This window comes from Microvirga tunisiensis (assembly GCF_009296175.1).
GTDB lineage: Bacteria > Pseudomonadota > Alphaproteobacteria > Rhizobiales > Beijerinckiaceae > Microvirga > Microvirga tunisiensis.
Window position 1 is genome coordinate 1 of the sequence record NZ_VOSK01000062.1, and the last position, 23,084, is coordinate 23,084.

Genomic DNA, 23,084 nt, shown 5'->3' on the forward strand with positions numbered 1-23,084 from the left:
GAGGCCGTTCGCCAAGGAGTGCAGGCGGTCATCGCCCGCAGGCCGAAGAACTATGAGAATTATCAGGACATTAAGATGATCCGCCTCCCGGGGATCTGAAGAAAGGCTGCATTATGAAAGAGACTTCGGTCAACGTATGAAATCGATGAAGGAAAACCGATGTCCGGATTACCCTGGCAAGCCGCCGGAAACCTGAGGGCTCAGGGCAATCCTGGTTATCCTGCCAGCAGTTCGGTCAAGTTTCATTGCGGGGGCTTCAATCAAGGAGCACTGCAATGCAACACATCAACGGCCCTGTGTGCCGAACCATGATCCCTTGGAACCGCGGTAGACTGGTTGGACCAAAACCGCCTCTCAAGGCTGAGATCTGGTCCATCCGGATCAGGCTCCAGGTTGCACACTGCGTTCGAGATCTCGCTCTGTTCAATCTGGCCCTCGACAGCAAGCTACGAGCTTGTGACCTCGTCGCGCTCCGGGTGGACGATGTGGCCCTCAATGGGCGGGTGCGATCCCGCGCCACCGTGATGCAGCGGAAGACCGGCCGGCCTGTTCAGTTCGAGATTACTGAGTAGACCCGCGAGGCTGTGGGACGCTGGCTGGAGAAGAAGGACTTGCACAAGGGCGAGCCGCTCTTCCCCAGCCGAATTGATCGGAGACGGTCGATGACGACCCGCCAGTATGCCCGCCTGCTGGGATCCTGGCTTCGCGCGATCGGGCTCGATCCCTTGGCCCATGGAACGCACTCCTTGCGTCGTACCAAGGCATCGATGATCTACCGGAGAACCGGCAACCTTCGAGCCATCCGACTCCTACTTGGCCACACCAAGATCGAGAGCACAGTCCGATATCTCGGGATTGACGTCGACGATGCGCTCGTCATTGCGGAGCAGGTTGAGATCTAAGCGCCGGAGGCGGCTTGCCGGCAAGCCGCCTCGTCAGGGCCTTCTGGCTGTCACAACCCGAGATCCGGATCTGAGATCCAAGCCGCCGCAAGGCAGAGGAGAAGCACGCGGGGCCCACAGTAACAAGACGAGCACCGCTCGTTCCCTGGGCCTCCCAGTCATGGACTGGCTCAGGCACTAACAGACCATAGAAACGGAAAGGGTCTTAGAAGAGACCTTGCATCGCAACCCAGGCCAGGACTGGATAAAGGGCGACCCCAAGAACGTTGCCGATGATGCGGCCCAGGCGGGTGGCAGGGTCGTTGGTGGGTTCATCGCCGAGCAGTCTGTCGAACACATTTACCTCCTTGCTTGTGCAACTTGGCCTCTCTTACCCACTTCATAGCGTTGTTCAATGCCGCACAGTTTTGTGAACCCATGGACATGGCTCACGTGTTGGTTATGTGAGACTGCCATGGGCGCATCCTTGCCGCCGACCTCACACCATGGGAGACCTGATCGTGAACAAGACAACCCGACGCCAAGCCGTTCTCGCCGGCGGCGCCCTTCTGGCCGCGACGGCTCTGGGGTTAGCCCCAGTGGCTGCTCAGACCTTCCCGACACGTCCGATCACCATGGTCGTGCCCTTCGCGGCCGGCGGCTCGACCGACGTGGTCGCCCGCATCATCGCCCAGAAGATGTCCGAGGGCTTGGGCCAGCAGGTGATCGTCGAGAACGTCGCCGGGGCCGGCGGCAGCACGGGCGCTGCCCGGGTCGCCAAGGCCGATCCCGACGGCTATACGATCCTGATGGGCACGGTGGCCACGCACGCGCTCAACCCGCTCATGCTCAAGCGCAAGCCCTACGATGCGGTGACGGACTTCGCACCCGTTTCGCTCCTGGTCATCGTCCCCAACGTGCTGGTGGTCCATCCGAGCCTGCCGGCTAAGACCGTGCCGGAGCTGATCGCCCTGCTGAGGGCCGATCCCGCCAAGTACAACTACGCCTCGTCCGGCGTCGGCACGCCTCTGCACCTCTCGGGCGAGCTGTTCAAGAGCATGGCCAAGGTCTCGATGCAGCACATCGCCTATCGCGGCTCCGGACCGGCGCTGAACGACGTGGTCGCCGGCCAGGTGCCGATCATGTTCGACAACCTGCCGTCGGCCTCCGAGTTCATCCGGGCCGGCACCCTGCGCGGTATCGCGGTGACGACCAAGGAGCGGGCGCCGTCCTTCCCGGACATGCCCACCATCGCCGAGGGAGGTTTGGCCGGCTACGAGACCTATACCTGGAATGCCCTGTTCGCTCCGCCGAACACCCCGAAGGCGGTCGTCGACCGGCTGAACGCCGAAGCCCTCAAGGCCGTCAAGGACCCGGCCGTGCAGGAACGGTTGAAGACCTTCAGCGCCACGGTGGTCGGCTCGACCCCGGAGGCCCTGGGCGAGCACGTCAAGACCGAAATCGCCAAGTGGACGCCGGTCGTGAAGGAAGCCGGCGTTCAGATCGACTGATCGAGGCTCCCGATCCTTCTCAATCAAAAGCGAACCTCCTGGCCGCAAATCGAGCGCCAGGAGGTGCAATCCATCACCGCTTTGCTCTGTCCTATGGGAACTTGGGTGGTGGAGCCGGTCGACGCCGGAGGTGGGCTGATCGGTAGAGCTGGCAGATCGCTCGCACCTGTCGCCTCGGGGAACATCATTCCCTGACCTGTGTTCTCTGCCCGAGCACCAGATTGCCCCAAGACCGTCCGTTTTCATGGAGGACGCACATGGTGAACCTTCTGAAGTCCTTTGACGAGCAGCTCTCAGAGAATCTGCAACAGCATGGCCATTCCCTGACCGATCCCAATGCCATCGACGAGGAGCGGTTGGACGCGGCGATCAGCCAGCTCGCTCCCTTCGTCCCGGAGGATCGCTGGCCCCACACCCGGGACGAATTGTTGCGCATCATACGCGCCAGTCGGGATCCACGCTGAGCGGGGCACCGGGCGCCCCCTGATCTTGCCGGCCGCTCCGGGAATCAGGGATGACGCCGAGACGGTCCTTACGCGCCATATCGCGACCGTTCGAACCGACGCCTGTCTTCTGAGTTGAGTTCACTCCCGCCACCAAGTGAGCCCCCATGCACCAGAAGCTACGTGAACCCTTCGATACCAGGGAACAGGGCCACCCGCCCCAAAGGGCGGACTTTTTCGCGTTCTTGGTTCAGGCATCATCACGGGTGCGGCCGATGATGACCCTTCCGCGATAGGCACCTACGCCAGCGCCGGGGCAAAATTCGGGCTCGGCTTCCTGTGGATCGCACCTGTCCTGCTGCCGATGATGTACGTGGTGGTATATCTCTCGGCCAAGCTTGGCCAGGTCTACGGCAAGGGCCTGTTTGCCATCATCCGGGACCAGTTTCCGCGCTGGGTTCTCTACCCGACCATGATCGGCGCGTTCATCGGCAACGTGATCGAAGCCGCTGCGGATCTGGGCGGTATCGGCGCGGCCATGAACCTTCTGATCCCGCTTCCGGTTCCACTGCTGGTGGCCGGAACGGCGGTGGTGATCTTCGCGCTTCAGTACTTTGGCTCGTATACGCTGATCCGAAAGATCTTTCGTTGGCTTGCTTTGATCCTTTTTGCCTATGTGATTGCAGCCATTCTGGCCAAACCCGACCCGATGGAGGTTTTGAAAAGCACTTTCATCCCTCGCATCCAGTTCAACATCGAATTTTTGTCGATTGTGGTTGCGTGCATTGGCACCTCCCTGTCCGCCTATGTGTACACGTGGCAGTCCAACCAGGAGGTGGAAGAGGAAATCCTGAAGGGGCGGCGCCATCTCTGGCAACGCAAGGGCGCCACTGACGTCGAGATCGAACGCACACGACGAGACGTGCTCACGGGCATGATCTTCTCGAATGTGATCCTTTACTTCATCATTCTCGCCACCGGCAGCACGCTTCACACGTCTGGTCAGACGCAGATCGAGACCGCCGCACAGGCCGCTGCCGCCCTTGAGCCCTTAGCCGGGCCGGCAGCGAAATGGCTTTTTGCCGCCGGGATTATCGGCGTCGGCTTCCTGGCCGTTCCGATCATGACCACGAGTGCCGCTTACGACATCGTTCAAGGTTTTGGCAAGAAGGGCAGCCTGCATGCCAAGCCATCGGAGAACAAGTTCTTCTACGTCAGGACCGGCGCGACTTTACTGTCGATGCGAAGGATGTGGCCGGACAGATCGTCTGGCGGGTCGCGCTGTCGCTTGTCGTGGAAAGCCCGTCCCAAGGCTCTACAGCAAATTCCTGACAGAGAGCCGCAATTTCCCGTAAGCCAATCTTCTTGCCTAAAATGGTAGACACCAAGCAAAAAAGCGCCCGCCAAAAGTGGGCACTTTAAGTTTACGGGTCCGTAGGGGCAAATAAAAACAAACCCGATAAAGGTCACCTACTCACACAAAGCCTGCTCTGTCTCTGGGCCATATGGATAAACTGTGCGGCATCTTGACGGAAGCGATCCAAGATGGGTCAATTTTTCTTTTTATCTAAAGGTCCTGGTAATGCGCCCCATAGCGGCGCATCTATAATTGAACGCTAACCGGTGCCTGACAGGTGTCAGTGACCCAGGAAGACGTGCGCTCCCACTTGTGTCGCGGAGTTTGGCCATGCCTCGTCGCCTTCCTGATTTCCCAACCAGCACTGTAATCCTGATCAAGGAAGCACAGGCTGCACGGGTTGCGGAAAACTGGGCTGTTCTTGCCCACTCCCTTACGAGCCAATCATCAAACCGAGAAGAGAAGCAGATGCATAAGGGTCTTTTTGACGACTGCGCGGGACCCATTCGTGGTCTGCGTCTACCACTCAACGCGTGGAATGTGCTGGATCGAGAAAACATTACGACACTCGCCCAACTCACCGCTATTGCGGACCGGATCGAGCGGCTCCCAGGCATTGGAGCAAAGACAGCCCTGGCGATCAGAGTCGAGCTTGGTCGTATTGCCCTCCTTGACGCCCAGTCTCCGTAATCGTTGTCAGCCTCAACGGCTGTGCAACCCGCAATCGGAGGATGCCGTAAATCATTGAGCTGATCATTATTTGCCGATATCAGCACTAAAACCTGCTTCTTTGCGGTCTCAGAGCCGCGTTGAGAAGGTTTGTGCGATGAGTAGCGAAAATAAAACTAACACCGAGAGTAGTATTACGTGCTATTGTTTGTTTCTGGTGAGAAGATAATTTCTTGCCTGATCCGAAAGATAAGCTCATGAAAACCCTGGAATGGTTGAAGCCAGGCCTTTACGGCGTGGCGTGCGGCGCAATTGCCGTGACGGTGATCGGCTTCAACTGGGGCGGGTGGGTGACAGGGGGCACAGCCCGGCAGATGGCCACAGAACAATCGCGAACCGATGTGGTTGCAGCACTGACTTCGATCTGCGTCGACCAATCTAAGCGTGATCCACAGCTTGCCGAGCGGGTTGTGCTCTTGAAAGCAGCTTCCTCCTACGAGCGAGGCGACATCGTGATGAAGAATGGTTGGGCAACCATGCCTGGAACATCGGAAGGCAACCGCCTTGTCGCCGTCGCCTGCGCCGACAAGGTCGGGATCTAGGCTGTCCCCACTTGCACCACGGAGGATGGTCATGAGTTTGCGCACCACATCCAAGACCTTCACGTTCGCGCGCTCCTTCTCGCTGGACGGATTGGACGAGACCCAACCAGCCGGGAGCTACACGGTCCAGACTGACGAGGAACCTATCGAGGGTTTATCTTTCTTGGCCTACCGGCGTATTGCAACCGTGATCTTTCTCCCCTTGCGCCACGGTGGGACAGGGTCCTTCGAAGCGATCCCTGTCACGCCGGAGGCTCTCGACGCCGCATTGGCGCGGGATGCTTCGGGATCCCACGATGCCTAATCAGACGCCAACCTCCTGGACCGATGTTCACAGAAACCAACGTTGGATTAAAGGGCACTCATCCAGCGCTGCGGAGTGCGGCCAGATATCGTCAGGCAGGCGCAAAGCTCCCTACCTGCATCGTGTTACGCCTCACGCGCAGTTCCTCTAACATCGAAGAGGAGTCCGCTCCGTAGGGAGGCCTTCGGTAGGAGAAAGTGGCGGGGGTGTAGGCACTGCCTGCTATACTAGCGAGGCTGGGTGTTCTCTGGAACACTCGCGGTTACAAGCCTTGCATTGAGTCCGACAGCCTATACGAATTCATGCGCACTGCGGGAACTGGAGGCAAGCTTGGATGTCATCGTGACACCAACAGATGACGGCAGGGCATGGAACCTGACGGACCTGCTCGGCCGCCCGATGGGTCGGATCACGGAGGCATCCGCCAAGCAGTTCACAATCCACCCGGAAGGCCATGCTCTGGAGACTATGGCCGGCATCGAGCATGGACCCTTCGCATCCCTTGATGCGGCTTTGGCAGCTATCGAGAAGCACACGCGGGGCGTGTGCCGGCGCAATCCGGGCGAGGATCAACCTCGATCACCAGTCTATCCGTAAAGATTTTGAAGGATACTCTGGACGGATCCGCTGAGCCTGAGCTTTGGCGCTCTTTCCGTTTCTAGCGCGGCCCATCAGACCCGGAACCGCTCCTCGCCGAAGCAGCATTCGCGCTGATGCCTCTGTTGGTGTCGCTACTGCTCGCTTCACCCTTTAGCTCGCGCTCGGCCTGGTGCCAAAACTCCGCCTCATAGCCCTCGCGACTGCCGTGTTGCTCCCAAAGCTCGTAGGCGCGCCGTCTGACCCGGTCCTGTGTTTCATCGGCATGCTGTTCCATATCATTGTCCTTCCTGCGTTTTCATCCAGAAGGATACGACCTGCACGATGGCTTATTGAGGGCGAGTAGAAAATATTATCAATAAACATCAAGTAATTTTAGGTACCAACCTCACTGAAGATGTGTATGGTGAATAAACAAAATTCTTATAAGAACATGAATTTATTGATCGGTTACTTGCGCTGGTGCAGCACCTATCTTGAATCGACCATCTAAATTGCCTTGACACCGCGATGCCTCTTGACGCTCCAGACACGTACGGCTGGCGGCAGAAGGCGGCCTCGTCTGGCAACCTGCCCTTCCTACAGATCGGACCATCGATGAAACCGGCACGAATTCTCCTTGCTGTTACTCTTCTCAGCATGCTTGGGGTCACCCAGGCGATGGCCGACTGCCAGATCGCCGACGCCAAACTCGAAGAAGCCATCCTGCAAAGGCCTGAGTTGCGCGGGAAGGCCAATCGCCAGACGGTTCGTGACCTGCGCAACTTGCGCGATGCTGCGATCACCCTCTGGTCCTACGGGCGTCATGACGATTGCGAGCGCCTCCTGGGCAACATCCGTGAACTTCTCGCCGGCCCTCCGATGAACTCCCTGGGCGGCAACGACGAGGAGGATGCCGAGAAGCAGATGGACGCTCGCGAGCCAAAGGTCCAACGGGGCGCCGTTCAAGGTCGTCGTGCTGACAAGGATGCCAAGCCGCTGATCCACATAGAGGAGCTTGCCCCAGGTTTGAGGGCGGACCAGATTATCGGCGCGGAGGTGCGCAGTGCCGATGATAAGATCGTGGGTGAGGTCAGGAACGTCGTCTTCGGCACCAAAGACCGCCGCGACTATGCGATTGTGGCGTCAGGAGGGTTCTTCACGCCTGGCAAGGACAGCATCGTCGTCCCAATCCGTTCCCTCAAGGTCTCCCAGGAGCGGGATAGCTTCTTCCTTCCCATGCCGGAGGCGAAGGTAAAAACCATTCCCCACATGCCCGATCAGGATTACAAGTGGCTGTCCGACGAAACATGGCGCACCCGGAACGACGCGCTCTTTGCCGGTCACCCATAACAACGGTACAGGCTTGGGCCCAAGCCTCAGTGCCACGAACGAGCGTTCGTGGCACTCTCAGTCCTGAAGGAGCAGCGCTCGGACTAGCTCAAGCAGTCTTTCAGGGCGAACGGGCTTTCCGACGAAATGGGCCCCGGCGGCAAGTCCCCGGGTACGGGGGCCACGCGTCCGGACGCGATCACAACACCAATATCCTGTCGATCATCGCGCACTCTGCGGGCTAACTCAAAGCCGTTGATGCTTCCGCGTAGCATTTCCACGTCCGTGACGACAACCTGGACTTCGGGAACGGTCGCAAGAACATGGAGTGCCTCGTCCGCGTGAGCCGCCTCCATGACCTTGAAGCCGGCATCGTCCAGCACATCAACCAACATCATGCGGACAAGAGCTTCGTCCTCGACAACGAGAATGAGCGCGCGAATGTCGGGTTTCTTCTCAAGCTTTTCGATTGGAATGGGGATCAATCCTCTTCGTTCCTTAGGCCATGATGATATTCGGCGGGTGCGACGCATGGCTTCAATCCGCGTCACCGCGAGTTGCGCCATCTGGATTGTGTTCTGGCGCTACTGGGACGCCTCCGGGAACGAGATCGTCACCGTCAACCCGGCATCGCTGCGCACGTCGATCTCACCCCGGATCTGCTGGACGAGAGACCGAACAAGGCCATACCCGAGTGATCCTTCCCGCAGACTCGACATCCCGATCCCATCATCCCGGACGACCAGTTCGATCCATCCAGGCTGGCTGCGGCGCGCCTGAACGAGGATCATCCCTGACCGTGGCGCCGGGAAAGCGTATTTGACAGCATTGGTGATGAGCTCCGTCAGCACAATGCCCAGCGGAACTGCCGTATCGGCGTCCACCAGCATCCCATCGTCCATCTTTGCCTCAAGACGTATGCGATCATCGTTTTCCGTAATTGGTTTCAGCGCCCCACACAGGTCTGCCACGTACACAGACACGTCGACGCGCTGAGCCTGCTCCGACTTGCTGAGAAGGTCGTGCACCCTCGCCATGGCGTTGAGACGATCATGAGCCTCTTCGAACAGGGCCCTGACAGCCGGGTCCGGCTGCCGTCGTCCCTGGATAGCTAGGAGTGAGGCCGCAATGGCAAGGCTGTTCTTGGCGCGGTGGTTGACCTCGACCAGCAGCATCTCCCGCTCGGAAACCAGAGCCGACAGCCTGGTGTTGACGGCTTCCAAATCCCTGGTGCGGGCCGCCACTCGGGCCTCCAGTTCAGAAGCAAGGGTCCGAAGGTCTTCTTCAGCGACGTAGCGTCGGGTGATGTCGAGATAGGAGAGAAAATGATTGGTGACGGTGCCCTGCCCGTCATCCACCGGGCTGGCGAACAGCATCGCCCGAAAGGGGGTCCCCCCCTTCCGGTACTGAAGGATCTCCAGGGTTTCGTCCCGCCCGTCGGTGATTGCAGTCTCATAGCGCCGGATGGCCTCCGGGTCGGTGCCTTCGCCGTTCATGAAGTGCGGGTCTTGTCCGAGCAGTTCATCCATGCCGTAGCCTGACAAGTCGACGAACGCTTGGTTGGCAAAAACAATCGGGTTGCCGGGCAGGGTGGCGTCAGTCACGAGCATCGGCATGCGGGTCCGGCGAACGGCTTCCACGAACAGGCCACCTTGCTGCCGTACGGCTTCGATGTGCCGTTCGGCGACGGTCCGCTCGGCGGTATCAACCTTGTTCTCCTCGAACTCGTTCATGGCCAACCCCGTATGATGTGAATGCAATGAGGGACCTGAGGGCTTCGGCCGACATACCGGCTCAGCTCACTTCCGCTAACTGCGCAATGGCAGCGTCGCAGGTGCAAATAAAAAGCCGCTCCCATGCGGGAGCGGCCTCAATGCCTCAGTGCGGATAATCCTGCACCGACGGGACGGGCTTTATGCCGTCTCGATGTTGTTGACGGCGATCTTGCCGGAGCGGCGGTCTTCCGCCGTGTCGAAGGCAACCTTCTGGCCTTCGATGAGGCCGCGCATGCCGGCGCGCTCGAGAGCGGTGGCATGGACGAACACGTCCTTGCTGCCGTTGCTCGGCGCGATGAAGCCGAAGCCTTTTTGATCGTTGTAGAATTTTACGGTGCCTGTGTTCATGGGAATATCCTTGGGTATGCGTGAGTGCACGTGAGCTTGCAGGTCGCGCAACAATGCGGCCCTGTGCTCGGGGTCGTCGATGTTTGGGGAGAGTGTCTGAACGTGCGCCTGGCAAAGCCACAAGCGAAACGGCCCGATTGTTCGGCCAAAGTCGATAGAGTACATATGGGGCTTCAATGTCGGATTGCAAGGTTGGATGGGAAACATACCCTTCACAGGACCTGTGGCGAGGGCGGGCTTCTCCATGATCGTCTGCGGATTGGCATGTCGTCTGATGATCGCATGAACACGGAGGAATAGGATCCGGACTGTTCCCTCAATGCATCCTCCCTCTGGCTCTGGACCCTGCTCCCTCCTGGCTTCCCGGCCAGCGAGAGAGCTTTCTTGCACGGCGATGAGAGAGGTGGCGCCAAATCCTCCCAGCACATAGCCAACCACAGGATGGTCAGGAATGGGTCAGGCAGTGAAGTCCATTCACTTTTTGGAAGGTCTGGTTCTGTGAGGATTGCTGCCCTCGGCGCAGCGTCTCAGGTGTGCCAGCTCCGGACCTTTATGAGGGCTTTGCTGACGAGGCGTTCTCGAGGGAAGCCTGAACGAGTGGCTCACGTTCGCGGGCTTGCCGCAGCAGGGCAGTTTCAAATTGGTGCTCCGGCAGCGCCCATAGTGCCGAGACTGTCGCGAATACGATGCACGCGCCGCGCTCCCGAAAGGGATTGATGGCTTGGCACGCCCTCTCCCCGGGGGAGTATGCCCACGATCGCGCTATCGATCCTGCTGGTATACTGAACCAGCTTCGGGTCGTCGGGAACCGTGAGCACATCCCCTGGCCGGATGGCTTTGATCCCTCCCAAACCGACTTGCGTGTGGTTTCGGATTACAGGACAAAGGCCTGGACCTGAACATCCCGTTGGGTCAGGAGGTGATAGCGTGGATCTCATCAGACCCTGCATGACGTTGGTGGCGGGCGATGCACAGGGCGAACTACTCAGCGCCATGGTGGGGCTCAGCTTCTGGGGCGGCGTGGATCCTCAGACTGGTGTCGTCATCGATCAACACCACCCGCTGTGCGGTGAAAGCCTCGACGGGCGGGTGCTCGCGATTCCGAGCGGACGTGGATCGTGCTCCGGAAGCGGCGTGCTGCTCGAACTGATCCTGAACGGCCATGCTCCGGCGGCCATCGTCATCTGTGAGCGCGAGGAGATCCTCACCCTCGGTGCGCTGGTCGCCGAGGTGGTCTTCGAGCAGTCGATCCCGGTGCTGCGGATCGAGCGGGAGGTGTTCGCGCGCCTTGGTGAGTACCGGTACGCCAGAGTGGTGGGATCCAACTTTCAGCTCCTCCACAAGCCACCTATCGGGGATTGGCAACCCGAAACGGCGCAGCAGGAGAGCAACGAGGACACGACAGTCCGATTGGACGCAGTCGACGAAGCCTTCCTCTCGGGCCAGCATGGCAAGGCGGCGCAGGTTGCCATGCGCTTGCTCGTCCGGATGGCCGCGGTTCAGGAGGCGGAGGCCTTCATGGATGTCACTCAGGTCCACATCGACGGCTGCATCTATACGGGTCCGGCCAGCTTGCGCTTTGCGCAGATGCTGATCGGGTGGCACGCGCGTGTGCGGGTGCCGACGACCCTCAACTCCATCTCCGTGGACAAGCGCCGCTGGCGGGCGCAGGGCGTCGCACAAGACCTGGGAGTTCCAGCGAGCGCCCTTGCCGACGCCTACCTTGCGATGGGTGCCCAGCCAAGCTTCACCTGTGCGCCTTACCTGCTTGAGAGCGCGCCCCGGTTTGGCGAGCAGGTCGGCTGGGCGGAGTCGAACGCGGTGGTCTATGCCAACAGCGTAATCGGCGCGCGGACGATGAAGTACCCGGACTACCTGGACGTCTGTATCGCCTTGACCGGGCGAGCCCCGCTGGCCGGCTGCCATCTTGATGCTGGAAGACGAGCGACGCTCGCGCTGGAGGTCGAGATGCCCACAGGAGCCGATGACGCCTTCTGGCCGCTGCTCGGATATTGCTGCGGCGCCGTTTGCGGCACCGAGATCCCGTTGATCCGCGGACTCGAGACGAGCGCCGCCGGGCCGGACGAGTTGAAGGCCTTTGGTGCAGCCTTCGCCACAGTTGCCGCTGCATCAATGTTCCACATTGCCGGGATCACGCCGGAAGCGGATGAGCAACGCCCAGAGCGCCAGGTGCGCATCGCCTCGAGCGAGTTACGGCAGGCATGGCAGGTCCTGAACACGGTCGCATCGCCGGAGGTCGGGCTCGTCAGCCTCGGCAATCCCCATTTCTCCCATGATGAATGCGCTCGACTGGCAGCGCTGGTGCGGGGGCGAACCAAGTCAGCGAACGTCGCGGTGGTCGTGACCTGTGGCCGGGCCGTGCACGAAGCTGCTTCTCGAGCCGGGCATATCGAGGAGGCTGAGGCATTTGGCGTTCAGTTTGTGACGGATACGTGCTGGTGCATGCTCGGCGAGCCGGTGATCCCCCCGGCCGTGCGGACGCTGATGACCAACTCAGGCAAGTACGCGCATTATGCGCCAGGGCTGGTCGGGCGTGGTGTCCGGTTCGGCGGCATGGCCGCGTGCGTGGAAGCCGCCTGTAGCGGCAAGGCGCAACAGGAAGCGCCCGCCTGGCTCTCGTAGTTCGCGCTGGGGCAAGCGGAGAGTTCCCCTGCCCTGCGGCAAACCTCGATTTCAAGTCTTGAACCGACGTCTGGAATCCTTGAAAGTTCTATCGAAGCTCCCGGTCCTGCACCGGATCTCGCCTATGCCTTGGAAATCAACTTGACGAGGCAGTACGAAAGCAGCGCGCACAGGCCCACGATCGCCACGTGATGCAGGAAGAAGGCCAGCGTCGAAGTCTCGAAGTCCCAGAATTCAAACGTCATCCGCATGAACAGCTTCGACCCGACATTCAGGACATTTAGACTGTGAATTCCGTAAGCCGCGATCACTGCGGCCGCGGCACGTAGAACGAAGGTGCGGAGTTTGCTGTTGCCCGTGACACCGGCCCATCTGCGCACCAATCCTATGATCATCGGCCCGTGCAGGCCAAGATGCGCCCCGACAGCAAGCAGAACCAGGTAAGCCGCCAACGCATGGATCTGGCGCGAGGTCGGAGTGCTGGTCAAAGGCAGGAAGCTGAAGACAGCCTGGGAGATGATCACGCTTGTCACGACGAGAGTCAGCATGGTCATCAGCAGGAACAGAGTGATCGTCTTGGCAACCGCCCTGCGAGGCTCGCGCCAGCCCTTCGCAATCGTGCCGTACCATCGGCGATTGAAGATACCGTGAACAATCAGGAGCAGGAACAGAACCATGCCGATGATCTCATGGGCTGCATTGCCGAGCCAGTCACAGGCGAGAGCGGCCAGCAATAAGCCGACTGCCAGGGAATCGAGGAACAGGCGGAACAGGAACAAGGGTCTCACGGGACGTAGGCCCGCATCCTGTCGATCGTGAACATGTAGTCGTTCGCAGCCTGAGACTGATGGCAGGATTGGCAGCGTGCTGCGATGGCAGTCCTCCGAACCTGTTTGTCGGTGCCGAACTGCTGAAAGTGCCAGTCGCCGGTGCGCTGCTCTGCCGCAAAGTCGAGGCCCCAATCGATCCCCTTTTCCATGACGAAGTAGCCAGTCAGGGTGCCGTTGTCGTAAATCTCCAGCACAAGACGAGTGCCTGGTGGCAATGGCTGGCCGGCCTTCGCAATGTCGATGGTTTCTCTAAGGGCATAGGCCAGCTCTCCGCTGGTGCCGCGCCTGTAGTCTCCGTACATCACCATCTGTTCGAAGTTGGCTGGAAACGTGGCGCGGTTGTTCTCGGCTTGAGCCATTGCTCCTGGCGCGAACAGGGTCAGGAGGGCGATGATGGCTGCGGTAAAGGAGAATTGGTACACCGGGATCATGAGGAGCCTCCTTGGAAGCCGCAAGGCTTGAGCATTGCGCAGGACGCGGGGGAGCGATTGCCCCGGCCAGACCTCCGTTGAGGTCGGCCAGGGCTTCGGTTCGGAGCAGCGGCGACTAGAGGTTGCTCTTGAAGACTAGAGGTTGCTCATGAAGAAGGGCGCCAGCTTCCGGGCTGCGATGGACGAACCATCGCCGTCGTAGAGGTCCATGTGGGTGGCGCCGTCGATGATGAAGAGTTCCTTGGCCTCCGAGGCGGCCTTGGCGTGAAGCTCCTGGCTGTGCCACAGGGAACCCGCCTCGCTGCCGGCGACCATCAAGAGCGGTTGCGTCAGGAAGGTTTCGGCCCCCTCGAAACCGGTGAACGATGCCAGGGTGCTGATGCTGGTCATCAGCATCTGGTTGGTCGAGTTGGGATGCTGGCCGCGTGGTGTCAGGTAGTAATCCGCGGCTTCCTGTAGATCGCGCGGGGCGGTCGTGTCGCCGATCTTGGGCACGTAGTTCACGTAGACCGGCGCGGCGCCAGTTGCCTCGGCTGAGCGCTGCTTGGCAACGGCGTCCAGCGTCTCGATCAGGGCGGATTCCGGAGCCTTGCCATCCCAGCCCTTGCGCGTGGCGGCACCGACATCGACCGCGCTCACGGTTCCGAGCGCCTTAATGCGACGCTCGGTCATGGCCGCCTTCACGGTCGTGCCACTCCCGGCGCAGACACCCAGGGCACCGATGCGCTCCGCATCCACATAGGGGAGCGAGACCAGGTAGTCGACGGCGCTGTAGATGTCCCCGACGCGCTTCATCGGATCGTCGACGAAGCGGGGCAAGCCGCCGCTGGCGCCCTGATGCGCCGCGTCGAAGGCTAGGGTGACGAAGCCCTCCTCGGCCAGTTTCCGTGCGTAGAGGCCGGCCGTCTGCTCCTTAACGCCGCCACCGGGATGGACAACCACGATGGCCGCGTACTTCTGGTTCCGGTTGAACCACTTGGGATAGTAGACGTTTCCGGCCAAGGTGATGTCGTTCTTCTTGAACTCAACATTGCTGACGACGACGTCTCCGGTCTGCGTGCTGGTGACGGCGCTCTGAGGTGCCGGAACCGGGGTGGCGGAGGCGGCTCCAGCCAGCAGGACACTGACGGAGACGATGGAACTGCTCAGGAGGAGTTGGCGGCGGCTCAGCCCAGTGATCTTGCTCATGGTGTCGTCCCTTCGTGCTTCGGTGACGCCCCAGCCCCCAGTGCGCCTGTGACCAATCGAAGTTAGTCGGTCGGACATTCAGAGATTAGCCGGTATGATTTGCATGGGCTTAGAAGGCCGCTTTCTGAATGGGAGGCGATCCGATCGGATGGACCATCCCGCTCGAGGGCAGAGGCGCCTACCCGCGATAGCGAAGCGCCTCGATCACGAGCGCGAAGGCCGGCGAGTGCTGCCGGCGGCTCGGATAGTACAGGTGGTACGCAGGGCGTGGCGGGCACCAGTCTGCCAGAACCCGAACCAGCTTCCCCTCCGCGATCGCCGTGTCCACCTGATCCTCGGGAAGGTAGGCCAGTCCAAAGCCGTCGAGCGCGGCCTGGCGCATCATCCCCATCGTATTGAAGGCAGTCCGTCCCTGGATCCGCACCTTGAGCTCCTGACCGTCCTTCTGGAACTCCCATGCATAGAACGCGCCGTGGGTCGGCAGGCGGAGCTTGATGCAACTGTGCTCGATCAGGTCCTGCGGGACGTCAGGCTTTGCGCGGGCTTCGAAATAGGCGGGAGCGCCCACCACCGCCATGCGGAGGTCGGCGCTGATCCGCAGGGAGATCATGTCCTTGTCGACCTGCTCCCCCAGCCGCACGCCTGCATCGTAGCGGTCGGCGACGATGTCCTTGAGACCGTAATCACTGATGATTTCGACGTTGATGTCGGGATACTCGGCCAGGAGAGGGGCAAGGGCCGGCCAGAGGATGGTCTCGGCGGTGTGCTCGACAGTGGTGATGCGGATAGTCCCGGCGGGCTTGTCGCGCATGGCGCTCAGCGCCGCGATCTCACTTTCGATCTCGTCGAAGCGCGGGCCGATGCTGTGAAGCAGGCGCTCGCCCGCCTCCGTCAGGGAAACGCTTCGCGTCGTGCGGGTGAGGAGGCGCAGCCCCAGGCGGGCTTCCAGTGTCCGGATCGTGTAGCTGAGCGCCGACTGGGACACGCCAAGCTGCGCCGCCGCCTTCGTGAAGCTCTGCTCGCGGGCGACCGCGATGAAGGCGGTCAGATCATTCACGTTGTCTCGGCGCATTCATAAATCCGTTTTCTAAGTCCATGCCGATAATGCCATCTAATCGCGGATTCCCGGACGCGGTAGATGCAGTGCTCAGAAATGGGAGACTGACATGAGCAAAGTCTGGTTCATCACAGGGGCTGGTCGGGGGCTGGGCATCGATATCGCTCAGAAGGCCTTGGCCGCAGGACACTCCGTCGTGGCGACCGGACGCAATGCGGATCGGGTGCTCCAGGCCGTGGGCGCACACGATAACCTGCTGACGGTCGCGCTGGATATCACCGTCCCGGAGGCCGCGATTACCGCCGCGAAGGCTACGGTCGATCGGTTCGGCCGCATCGATGTTCTCGTGAACAACGCCGGCAACTTCTATGCCGGATACTTCGAGGAGATCAGTGCCACACAATTCCGGGCGCAAATGGAGACGAACTTCTTCGGCCCGCTGAACGTGACCCGCGCCATCCTTCCGGTCATGCGGCAACAGCGCAGCGGTCAGGTGATCACGATCACGTCGACCGCGGGTCTGATCGGGCAGGAATTCGTGGTCGCCTACGCGGCATCGAAGTTCGCGCTCGAAGGCTGGATGGAGTCGCTGCGCTTCGACGTCGCGCCCTATGGCATCGCCACGATGTCGGTCGAGCCGGGGTTCTTCCGCACGGAACTCCTGGTCGAGGGCGCTTCGACGATCTGGCCGGAGCTCTCGATCGAAGACTACGCCGAACGCACGGCGCAGACGATTGCAGCCTGGAAGGGCATGAACGGCCAGCAGGGCGGTGACCCGGCCAAGCTGGCCGCTGCCCTGGTGACCCTGTCGGACTCGGGAGAGCTTCCTCTGCGCTTCGTTGCGGGGGCCGATGCCATGGCGGCTGTCGAGGCCAACCTGAAAGCCATTCAAGGGCAGATCGATGCGCATCGCGCGCTGTCGGCTTCGCTGGCTTTCGACGACGCCTAGCGGTCTTCTGACCCGTATCCTCGGCAGCCCCGAAGCCCGAATACCCATGAGGGACCGACGTGAACACCAGGAAATTCATACTGCTCCTGGCCCTGGCTATGGCCGCCGTTGGAATTGCCGCCTTCGCCTTGATGGCGGTGAAAGACCGGACCTACGTCGCGAGCGAGGCTTACGCGCCGGTGGGCGAGCCGAACCGGGCGGTTGCGGTGGTCTACTACTCGCGCTCCGGCCATTCCGAGGCCGTCGCCCGGGAGGTCGCGCGCACGTTCAATGCGCCGATCGCTCGCATCTCGGCAGACTATCCTCTGGACTTCTCGGGTCAGGGAAAAGCCGTCTCTGATGCGAACGCGGGCGAGTTGCCGCGGATTGAGGTCGGACACATCGATCTCGATCGGGTTCGCCGCCTCTTCCTGGTGTCGCCGATCTGGATGTTCCGCCCGGCGACGCCGCTTTGGGCCTACGTCGAGCAGGCCAACCTTATGGGCAAGGAAATCGTGCTCGTCACGACCGGCAACAGCCGGTTCGAGCAAACGGAGATCGATGCGTTCGCAAGGCGTGTCGAGGCACGAGGCGGCCACTTCATCCACCACCTGTTCCTACGCCGCGGCCGCATCTACTGGCAGAAGAGCCGCGAGGATCTGCTGGCTGAGACTCGCGCGCGAATACGCGACCTCAGGTGACGTGGCGGCGTCACTGTAGAGCTGGTGATCCAGGCGTGACGCTGATCTCCAATGAGGACCGACCAGGGACTTGCCGGCCCCGGGCCCAAGCCCCGGCCTTGACCTTTTCGCCGTATCCGCTCGCACCGTGCAAGGCCCTTGTCGGAATGCTATCAGGGTCAGAACCAGAGCCCTTGGGATCGGCGGAGCGAGCACATGTCTGACGTGGCGAACCGGATCATCGGCTTTGTGTCCAGTGCCTTGCAGGCGCTTCGATCGCTTTGGTCGCCCGGGAGACCACAGGATCGCCTAAAGGCGAGTATTCGACAGGCGGAACTTGAGGGCCTCCAGTTCGCCTTCTACGCCCGGCTGACGGCGATTATCATCGTTTCCATCTGGCTCATCTGGCTCGTACCATGGCCACGCGATCTCTATTACGGGGCCTACGCCTTCGGGTTCTTCATTCTCGGCTACCTCCCATATCGTTTGCGACACCATCCCCACGGCGAGGCGATCAAACTTGGCTTTATCGTACTCGATGTCGCGTTGGTCTCAGCGGCGATCCTGCTTCCTCCCCCGGCCAGTCTCGGCAATGAATGGCCCATCCAGACCCGCCTGCGCGGGCAGGAATTCCTCTACGTTCTCCTACTTCTCGCAGAGGCTGCGCTCACCTACTCCCCAAGGAGGGTGCTCTGGACAGGTGTGTCGATCCTCGTCATCTGGTCGATCGGGGTCTTCTCGATTTACTCGCAACCGGACACGCTGCGGTTCAACGATGCGGCTGCGGAGGGAGCGCTGACATCAGCCGCGGTCCTAGATCTATCCTTCAAGCCTGCCTTTGTCGGCCTGACGGCCTGGTATACCCAGCTTGTCGCCACCTCCCTGTTCACCCTGCTCATCACACTTGCCGTCTGGCGCAGCCGGCGGGCGCTGTTGAACCAAGTCGAGGCTGAGGTCGTGCGCGCGGATCTCTCGCGCTATGTCTCTCCGGACGTGGCCGAGGCCCTCGCCAGGCGCGGCGGGACGGCGTTCGGAGAGCCAGCGACACGGACCGTCGCGGTCCTGTTTGCGGACATCGTCGGCTTCACCAGGCTTACCGAGCCCCTCTCGCCCGAGCGCACGTTTGCCTTACTGCGGAGCTTCCAGGAGCGGAGCAGCGCGATCGTGTTCAAGCATGGCGGCACTCTCGACAAGTACCTGGGAGACGGCTTCATGGCGACCTTCGGCTCCGTCGGCCTGCAACGGGACGCGCCGGCCCGCGCGCTCGCGTGCGCCTTCGACCTTCAGCAGGAGATCGGGCGCTGGAGCCGGAAAAGGTCCGGCCGTGGCGCGGATCCCCTTCGTGTGTCGGTTGGTATCCATTGCGGTCCTGTGACGGTCGGCAATCTCGGCGGCAGGGAGCGCGTCGAGTTTACCGTCGTCGGCGATGTCGTGAACGTGGCGAGCAGGCTTGAGGAGATCACCCGGGCGGTAGGCGGCTCGATCATCGCTTCAGAGGATTGCATCCGCGCCGCAGCAGATCCGGAATGGCTCACGAGGTTCCAGTCATCCCGCGAGATCCAGCTCCGGGGCCGGCAGAAGAACATCCTCGTCCACATCGCCGCCTGACAGGTGCCGCGGAGCGTCGCCTGTGCCGGCTTGCGCCAGGGTGTCGCGTTTATCCATGAGGGCTGCGGCACCATCTCCTCCACATCGTCACGTTGCGGAGACTTTAGATGGCAGTTCGCATCCCCCAGAGCTTGTCGACTAGCCTTCAGCCGGAGACGGGCTGGAGCGTGCTTGATCATGAGCTGCGGGAGCAGAAAGCGCACACGCTTGGCACCTTGAGCGGTCAAGTCGAGCAGGCTCTCGCGGCGTTGCGATCCTTCGATGCCGAGGCGCACGGACCTGACCAGGAGCCTCGTCGTCGTGTCTTGCTGGAGGGGGCCGCCGACCTCGTCTGGGCCTTCATGATCAAGCGGGAGCTATGCGGCTTCCGGAACTGGGAAGCTGTGGTCAAGGACTACAGCATTCCGCGTGAGGTGCTGAGCCGCGTCGGGCAAGTCAGGCGCAGGGTGGACTAGCCGCACGGGCATCACCCGCCTCTCACGAGTGGCTTAATCCACCTCAATCACGAGCTCGGGCTCAGAAGGTCTGGAACGGATCAAAATTTCACGTTCCGGCCGCTTAACGAACGTCGGCACTTGAGTGCAGAAGCGGACCAAACGCGTACGTCTCAGGAGTGCTATTAGGAGACCTCCCGCGTGGGTGCACTACCTGTGCTCCGACCTCGGAGAGGATCAACTCGCGCTGATCCCTCTCGCGCGAGGTGCTTCGCGGAGGATGGCGCCAGGGCTTACATGAACAGCGCGCGGTTCAAGCGGACGCCGTATTCCGCATCCGGGTTCGTTGTGCCGTCACCAACCCTCTCCACGATGGCCGCAACAGCCAGGTCGCGCCGTTTCGGCAATCGCGCCCGCTCGGCCGCAGTGTGGGCGGCGGGCATCTCTTCGAGGGTGAGGTCCGTGCAGTAGCATGGAGCGCCAGGCTGCTGCCGCCACGAGTCGGCAAGCGCGCCTGCGTCAAAGGCGTCGAAGCCGGTGTCCTCGACGAGCGCCATTCCCACCTTGCGATCCCTGTCGCTATCGGCCGCAACAGGAATGGCGATGCGGTCCGGGCTGCTGGCAGGCTTGCCCTTCCTCGCGAAGGAGTCGGACCCGATGGCGTTCCATGCCTTGACGACGGGACGGCCCAACTCTTCGGACACCCACAGGCTCTCGACCTGACCGGCCTCGATGGCCTCGATCCTGCCGTCGCGGGCCGGATAGTAGTTCGACGTGTCGATGACCACCGTCTCGGCTGGAACGCTGGCGATCAGCGGCGCAATCCCGGGAAGCCGATTGAGGGGGATCGACAGGATGACCACGTCAACGTCCGCCACGGCTTCCTGAGCCGTGACTGCACGACCGCCAGAGGCCAGCACGTCGGGCTCAATCGTGTCCGGGCCGCGAGAGTTGGCCACCTTTACGTCATGCCCGGCCGCACTCAGCTTGCGGACCAGGGTCTTGCCAATGTGGCCGGTGCCTAAAATGCCGATCTTCATAATGGTCTCCTATGAATTCCGTGAGGGTTTACTCGCTCGCCGGGTGGGCGAGCGCATCGAGCGTGCGCCGGAGGTCGTCCACGCCCTGGTCGGTGAGCTGGCACGCCGACTTGATCATATCGGTGATGCTCCGGATCTCGGCTTCGAGGTCACGGCTGCGGGGTGTCAGGTCGACGAGCACGCGCCGTTCGTCAGCCGGATCCCGTGCCCGGGTTACGAAGCCGGCACCCTCCAACCGTTTGACCAGCGGCGTGATCGTGCCCGTGTCCATGTCCAGGCGAGCGCCGAGCGTGCCGACGGACAGGGGCGCGCCATCCAGCAGTTCGAGGATCACCAAGTACTGCGGGAAGGTTAGGCCGAGCGGCTCCAGGAACGGCTTGTGCATGCGCGCCATGCGGTTCGCCGCGCCATAAAGCGCGAAGGACAGTTGCGTGCCGACGCTGTGCCGTTCCGACATCATAGTTTCTCTAGCACTCTAAAATCTAGCGCGCTAGATAACGGTGCTCGGTGGAATGTCAAGTCGCTCCTTGCGGCTGAGGCGGACCAGTCACAACCCAGGAAGGATGCTCCCATGAGGATCGGAATCATCGGCGCCGGAAATATTGGCGCGACGCTCGCCCGGAAGCTGGCTGCCAGCGGCCATGAGGTCAAACTCGCGAACTCGAAAGGGCCGGACTCCATTCGCGACCTGGCCCGTGACCTGGGCGCTGTCGCCGTCAGCAAGGAGCTGGCGTTCAGGGATGTTGATGTGGTCGTTCTGTCGATCCCGTTCGCGCGGTACCCTGATCTGGCAGGCCTTTTCAGCGATGTCCCAACTGAGGTCGTGGTGATCGACACCTCGAACTACTATCCCTTCCGCGACGGCGTGATTGCCGAAGTCGATGACGGCAAGCCCAAAAGCGTCTGGGTCAGCGAACAGATCGGCCGCTCGGTCATCAAGGCGTGGAACGCGGTACTGGCCGAGACCCTGTCCGACAGGGGAACGCCGGCAGGCGCGTCAGGACGCATCGCCATCCCTGTCGCCGGCGACGATGAAAAGGGGAAGGCGACGACGTTCCAACTGGTGGACGACACGGGGTTCGACACGCTGGATGCGGGCCCGCTCGCCGAGTCCTGGCGGCAGCAGCCCGGCACGCCGGGCTACTGCACCGAACTTACGCTGCACGAACTGGAAGCGGCTCTGGCCGCCGCCGACAGGCGGCGCGCTCCGGAGAACCGTGAGGCGCTGATCAAGGAATTCGTGGCAGCGGGCGCCGGGGTAACGCATGACGGGATGGTCGCCCGAAATCGCGCCGTCACCGCATGATGACTGAGCTATTCACCGCCGGCACGATGTCGCAAACAGGAAAACACCCCGTTTGTCCGGGCACTTACCTGCTGGTTTGTGGTCTTTGCTACCCAATGCCGCTTGATCCTAAGGCGGGCATCGGTAGAGGTTCCAGGTGCGTGCCGTTCCCTATGAGGAGCCCTGATGACCAACCTCGATAGCGGCCGGATGGATGAGCTCGCGCCACTCCTGGCCGTCGTCCGAGAGGGAACGTTCGTCGCGGCTGGACGGGCGCTCCAACGGCACCCGACCATCGTGTCGCGGCGGATCGCGGCGCTTGAAGCCCGTCTAGGGGTTCGCCTGCTTGAGCGGACGACACGCCAAGTCAGGCTGACCGAGGCCGGCGAACGCTTGGCGGCTCGCGTGCAGGCTGCAAGCGAGACGATCCTGGACGCAGAGCTGGAAGCCAGCGCCGGCGCGGCTGACCTGCGAGGCAAGCTGCGCCTTGGCTTTCCGGCCGCCATGGGACGGCAGTGGCTGGCCCCGCATCTTCCCTCGTTCCTGCGCCAGTATCCTGCCCTGACGGTGGAGGTCGACTAGAGCGAACGCTACGTCGATCTGGTCACCGAGGGCTTCGATGCGGCGATCCGCGTCGGCGTCCTGAGCGACAGCCGGCTGGTCGCGAGACGGCTCGGCGACCTCCGGCGCGTTCTCTGCGCCTCACCCGATTACCTGCGCCGCCATGGCACTCCTGTCACTCCGCAGGAGTTCGCGGGTCATAACTGCCTTGGGTTCACGGGTCTGGCCTCGTTTCCCGAATGGCGGCTCTCTGACGGGAGGACGACGGAGACTGTCACCGTCCGGGGCTCCCTGATTTCCAACGACAGCAGTGCGCTTCTCGACGCCGCCCGGGCCGGGATCGGAATTCTGGGCGCGGGAGAGTGGCTGATGGCGCAGGACTTCGCGCAAGGTACGCTGGTCCGCGTCCTTTCCGGATGGACGTTCGATGCCGACGGCGGGATCTACCTCGTGCGTCCGTCGGTACGCTTCACCCCGGCCATGACAGACGCCTTCGTTGATTGGATTGGCGAACAGTTCCAGCAAGGGCCACCATGGTCTCGCATCGAACCATCGAGCGCCCTCTGAATGTTCGAACGGGCAGGACGCGGACCGCCGCGAT

Annotated in this window: 25 protein-coding genes and 2 pseudogenes; 16 read left to right on the forward strand and 11 right to left on the reverse strand. The window is 61.7% G+C overall.

Annotated elements, in window-relative coordinates; genetic code table 11:
• The first annotated feature begins 308 nt into the window (after positions 1 to 308).
• Positions 309 to 902: pseudogene (locus tag FS320_RS16745) on the forward strand (tyrosine-type recombinase/integrase).
• 205 nt (positions 903 to 1,107) lie between these two features.
• On the opposite strand, the gene FS320_RS49785 reads toward FS320_RS16745, so the two are convergent.
• A complete protein-coding gene (locus tag FS320_RS49785) occupies positions 1,108 to 1,239 on the reverse strand; it encodes a hypothetical protein (RefSeq protein ID WP_274597184.1) in 132 nt (43 codons plus the stop codon).
• A gap of 148 nt (positions 1,240 to 1,387) precedes the next feature.
• On the opposite strand from FS320_RS49785, the gene FS320_RS16750 reads away from it, so the two are divergent.
• From FS320_RS16750 to FS320_RS16780, 7 genes are all read left to right on the forward strand, one after another.
• Positions 1,388 to 2,392 carry a Bug family tripartite tricarboxylate transporter substrate binding protein gene (locus FS320_RS16750; protein WP_152712975.1) on the forward strand — a complete coding sequence of 335 codons (1,005 nt, stop codon included), beginning with the start codon at positions 1,388 to 1,390 and terminating at the stop codon, positions 2,390 to 2,392.
• A gap of 257 nt (positions 2,393 to 2,649) precedes the next feature.
• Positions 2,650 to 2,856 (forward strand): hypothetical protein, encoded by a 207-nt coding sequence (locus FS320_RS16755; protein ID WP_152712976.1) that lies wholly within the window; start codon positions 2,650 to 2,652, stop codon positions 2,854 to 2,856.
• A gap of 334 nt (positions 2,857 to 3,190) precedes the next feature.
• A complete protein-coding gene (locus FS320_RS16760) occupies positions 3,191 to 4,216 on the forward strand; it encodes an NRAMP family divalent metal transporter (protein ID WP_244627186.1) in 1,026 nt (341 codons plus the stop codon).
• 306 nt (positions 4,217 to 4,522) lie between these two features.
• Positions 4,523 to 4,882 (forward strand): hypothetical protein, encoded by a 360-nt coding sequence (locus FS320_RS16765; RefSeq protein WP_152712977.1) that lies wholly within the window; start codon positions 4,523 to 4,525, stop codon positions 4,880 to 4,882.
• 236 nt (positions 4,883 to 5,118) lie between these two features.
• Complete coding sequence (locus FS320_RS16770; RefSeq protein WP_152712978.1) at positions 5,119 to 5,463, forward strand: hypothetical protein; 345 nt, start codon at positions 5,119 to 5,121, stop codon at positions 5,461 to 5,463.
• A 31-nt stretch (positions 5,464 to 5,494) separates the two neighbouring features.
• On the forward strand, positions 5,495 to 5,767 hold the full coding sequence (locus FS320_RS16775) for a hypothetical protein (protein ID WP_152712979.1): 273 nt from the start codon (positions 5,495 to 5,497) through the stop codon (positions 5,765 to 5,767).
• 342 nt (positions 5,768 to 6,109) lie between these two features.
• Positions 6,110 to 6,364 (forward strand): hypothetical protein, encoded by a 255-nt coding sequence (locus FS320_RS16780; RefSeq protein ID WP_338105377.1) that lies wholly within the window; start codon positions 6,110 to 6,112, stop codon positions 6,362 to 6,364.
• Positions 6,365 to 6,425: 61 nt separating this feature from the next.
• Here the strand turns inward: FS320_RS16780 and FS320_RS16785 are convergent, their stop codons facing one another.
• Positions 6,426 to 6,641: a DUF2934 domain-containing protein gene (locus FS320_RS16785; protein ID WP_152712980.1), complete on the reverse strand. Its 216-nt coding sequence runs from the start codon at positions 6,639 to 6,641 to the stop codon at positions 6,426 to 6,428.
• 320 nt (positions 6,642 to 6,961) lie between these two features.
• Here FS320_RS16785 and FS320_RS16790 point away from each other — a divergent pair, with 320 nt between their 5' ends.
• Complete coding sequence (locus tag FS320_RS16790; RefSeq protein ID WP_152712998.1) at positions 6,962 to 7,696, forward strand: PRC-barrel domain-containing protein; 735 nt, start codon at positions 6,962 to 6,964, stop codon at positions 7,694 to 7,696.
• Positions 7,697 to 7,779: 83 nt separating this feature from the next.
• Here FS320_RS16790 and FS320_RS16795 read toward each other — a convergent pair whose 3' ends face one another.
• From FS320_RS16795 to FS320_RS16805, 3 genes are all read right to left on the reverse strand, one after another.
• Positions 7,780 to 8,160, reverse strand: a complete 381-nt coding sequence (locus FS320_RS16795; protein ID WP_244627185.1) for a response regulator — start codon at positions 8,158 to 8,160, stop codon at positions 7,780 to 7,782.
• Positions 8,161 to 8,259: 99 nt separating this feature from the next.
• A complete protein-coding gene (locus FS320_RS16800) occupies positions 8,260 to 9,408 on the reverse strand; it encodes a sensor histidine kinase (protein ID WP_152712981.1) in 1,149 nt (382 codons plus the stop codon).
• A 180-nt stretch (positions 9,409 to 9,588) separates the two neighbouring features.
• Positions 9,589 to 9,798 (reverse strand): cold-shock protein, encoded by a 210-nt coding sequence (locus FS320_RS16805; protein ID WP_152712982.1) that lies wholly within the window; start codon positions 9,796 to 9,798, stop codon positions 9,589 to 9,591.
• 948 nt (positions 9,799 to 10,746) lie between these two features.
• Between FS320_RS16805 and lhpI the strand changes: the two genes are divergently transcribed.
• Positions 10,747 to 12,441: a cis-3-hydroxy-L-proline dehydratase gene (lhpI, locus tag FS320_RS16810; RefSeq protein ID WP_152712999.1), complete on the forward strand. Its 1,695-nt coding sequence runs from the start codon at positions 10,747 to 10,749 to the stop codon at positions 12,439 to 12,441.
• Between the two features lie 122 nt (positions 12,442 to 12,563).
• Here the strand turns inward: lhpI and FS320_RS16815 are convergent, their stop codons facing one another.
• The 4 genes from FS320_RS16815 to FS320_RS16830 form a co-directional block, all read right to left on the reverse strand.
• A complete protein-coding gene (locus FS320_RS16815) occupies positions 12,564 to 13,229 on the reverse strand; it encodes a DUF4405 domain-containing protein (RefSeq protein ID WP_162003033.1) in 666 nt (221 codons plus the stop codon).
• A complete protein-coding gene (locus FS320_RS16820; RefSeq protein ID WP_152712983.1) occupies positions 13,226 to 13,702 on the reverse strand; it encodes a cytochrome P460 family protein in 477 nt (158 codons plus the stop codon). The genes FS320_RS16815 and FS320_RS16820 overlap by 4 nt, the downstream gene beginning before the upstream one ends.
• 135 nt (positions 13,703 to 13,837) lie before the next feature.
• The gene (locus FS320_RS16825; protein WP_152712984.1) at positions 13,838 to 14,890 is read right to left on the reverse strand and encodes an alpha/beta hydrolase; all 1,053 of its coding nucleotides are present in this window, start codon (positions 14,888 to 14,890) and stop codon (positions 13,838 to 13,840) included.
• A gap of 178 nt (positions 14,891 to 15,068) precedes the next feature.
• Positions 15,069 to 15,962, reverse strand: a complete 894-nt coding sequence (locus FS320_RS16830) for a LysR family transcriptional regulator (protein WP_152712985.1) — start codon at positions 15,960 to 15,962, stop codon at positions 15,069 to 15,071.
• A 94-nt stretch (positions 15,963 to 16,056) separates the two neighbouring features.
• Here FS320_RS16830 and FS320_RS16835 point away from each other — a divergent pair, with 94 nt between their 5' ends.
• From FS320_RS16835 to FS320_RS16850, 4 genes are all read left to right on the forward strand, one after another.
• Positions 16,057 to 16,896 carry an SDR family oxidoreductase gene (locus tag FS320_RS16835; RefSeq protein ID WP_152712986.1) on the forward strand — a complete coding sequence of 280 codons (840 nt, stop codon included), beginning with the start codon at positions 16,057 to 16,059 and terminating at the stop codon, positions 16,894 to 16,896.
• 59 nt (positions 16,897 to 16,955) lie between these two features.
• The gene (locus FS320_RS16840) at positions 16,956 to 17,576 is read left to right on the forward strand and encodes a flavodoxin family protein (RefSeq protein WP_162003034.1); all 621 of its coding nucleotides are present in this window, start codon (positions 16,956 to 16,958) and stop codon (positions 17,574 to 17,576) included.
• A gap of 195 nt (positions 17,577 to 17,771) precedes the next feature.
• On the forward strand, positions 17,772 to 19,163 hold the full coding sequence (locus tag FS320_RS16845) for an adenylate/guanylate cyclase domain-containing protein (RefSeq protein ID WP_152712987.1): 1,392 nt from the start codon (positions 17,772 to 17,774) through the stop codon (positions 19,161 to 19,163).
• 107 nt (positions 19,164 to 19,270) lie between these two features.
• Positions 19,271 to 19,618 (forward strand): DUF6665 family protein, encoded by a 348-nt coding sequence (locus FS320_RS16850; RefSeq protein ID WP_152712988.1) that lies wholly within the window; start codon positions 19,271 to 19,273, stop codon positions 19,616 to 19,618.
• A 272-nt stretch (positions 19,619 to 19,890) separates the two neighbouring features.
• Here FS320_RS16850 and FS320_RS16855 read toward each other — a convergent pair whose 3' ends face one another.
• Both FS320_RS16855 and FS320_RS16860 read right to left on the reverse strand, forming a co-directional pair.
• Entirely contained in the window at positions 19,891 to 20,637 is a 747-nt protein-coding gene (locus FS320_RS16855; protein WP_152712989.1) for an NADPH-dependent F420 reductase, read from the reverse strand.
• 28 nt (positions 20,638 to 20,665) lie between these two features.
• Positions 20,666 to 21,097 carry a MarR family winged helix-turn-helix transcriptional regulator gene (locus FS320_RS16860; RefSeq protein WP_152712990.1) on the reverse strand — a complete coding sequence of 144 codons (432 nt, stop codon included), beginning with the start codon at positions 21,095 to 21,097 and terminating at the stop codon, positions 20,666 to 20,668.
• Positions 21,098 to 21,208: 111 nt separating this feature from the next.
• On the opposite strand from FS320_RS16860, the gene FS320_RS16865 reads away from it, so the two are divergent.
• Positions 21,209 to 21,943 (forward strand): NAD(P)-binding domain-containing protein, encoded by a 735-nt coding sequence (locus tag FS320_RS16865; protein ID WP_152712991.1) that lies wholly within the window; start codon positions 21,209 to 21,211, stop codon positions 21,941 to 21,943.
• A 189-nt stretch (positions 21,944 to 22,132) separates the two neighbouring features.
• Positions 22,133 to 23,050 (forward strand): annotated as a pseudogene (locus FS320_RS47930) (LysR family transcriptional regulator).
• The last annotated feature ends 34 nt before the right edge of the window (positions 23,051 to 23,084 follow it).

Bases quoted from the DNA above. Each gene is read 5' to 3' on its own strand.
- FS320_RS16750 (WP_152712975.1), top strand. From the start codon at position 1,388: ATGGGAGACCTGATCGTGAACAAGACAACCCGACGCCAAGCCGTTCTC.
- FS320_RS16755 (WP_152712976.1), top strand. From the start codon at position 2,650: ATGGTGAACCTTCTGAAGTCCTTTGACGAGCAGCTCTCAGAGAATCTG.
- FS320_RS16765 (WP_152712977.1), top strand. From the start codon at position 4,523: ATGCCTCGTCGCCTTCCTGATTTCCCAACCAGCACTGTAATCCTGATC.
- FS320_RS16770 (WP_152712978.1), top strand. From the start codon at position 5,119: ATGAAAACCCTGGAATGGTTGAAGCCAGGCCTTTACGGCGTGGCGTGC.
- FS320_RS16775 (WP_152712979.1), top strand. From the start codon at position 5,495: ATGAGTTTGCGCACCACATCCAAGACCTTCACGTTCGCGCGCTCCTTC.
- FS320_RS16785 (WP_152712980.1), bottom strand. From the start codon at position 6,641: ATGGAACAGCATGCCGATGAAACACAGGACCGGGTCAGACGGCGCGCC.
- FS320_RS16790 (WP_152712998.1), top strand. From the start codon at position 6,962: ATGAAACCGGCACGAATTCTCCTTGCTGTTACTCTTCTCAGCATGCTT.
- FS320_RS16800 (WP_152712981.1), bottom strand. From the start codon at position 9,408: ATGAACGAGTTCGAGGAGAACAAGGTTGATACCGCCGAGCGGACCGTC.
- FS320_RS16805 (WP_152712982.1), bottom strand. From the start codon at position 9,798: ATGAACACAGGCACCGTAAAATTCTACAACGATCAAAAAGGCTTCGGC.
- lhpI (WP_152712999.1), top strand. From the start codon at position 10,747: ATGACGTTGGTGGCGGGCGATGCACAGGGCGAACTACTCAGCGCCATG.
- FS320_RS16820 (WP_152712983.1), bottom strand. From the start codon at position 13,702: ATGATCCCGGTGTACCAATTCTCCTTTACCGCAGCCATCATCGCCCTC.
- FS320_RS16825 (WP_152712984.1), bottom strand. From the start codon at position 14,890: ATGAGCAAGATCACTGGGCTGAGCCGCCGCCAACTCCTCCTGAGCAGT.
- FS320_RS16830 (WP_152712985.1), bottom strand. From the start codon at position 15,962: ATGCGCCGAGACAACGTGAATGATCTGACCGCCTTCATCGCGGTCGCC.
- FS320_RS16835 (WP_152712986.1), top strand. From the start codon at position 16,057: ATGAGCAAAGTCTGGTTCATCACAGGGGCTGGTCGGGGGCTGGGCATC.
- FS320_RS16845 (WP_152712987.1), top strand. From the start codon at position 17,772: ATGTCTGACGTGGCGAACCGGATCATCGGCTTTGTGTCCAGTGCCTTG.
- FS320_RS16850 (WP_152712988.1), top strand. From the start codon at position 19,271: ATGGCAGTTCGCATCCCCCAGAGCTTGTCGACTAGCCTTCAGCCGGAG.
- FS320_RS16855 (WP_152712989.1), bottom strand. From the start codon at position 20,637: ATGAAGATCGGCATTTTAGGCACCGGCCACATTGGCAAGACCCTGGTC.
- FS320_RS16860 (WP_152712990.1), bottom strand. From the start codon at position 21,097: ATGATGTCGGAACGGCACAGCGTCGGCACGCAACTGTCCTTCGCGCTT.
- FS320_RS16865 (WP_152712991.1), top strand. From the start codon at position 21,209: ATGAGGATCGGAATCATCGGCGCCGGAAATATTGGCGCGACGCTCGCC.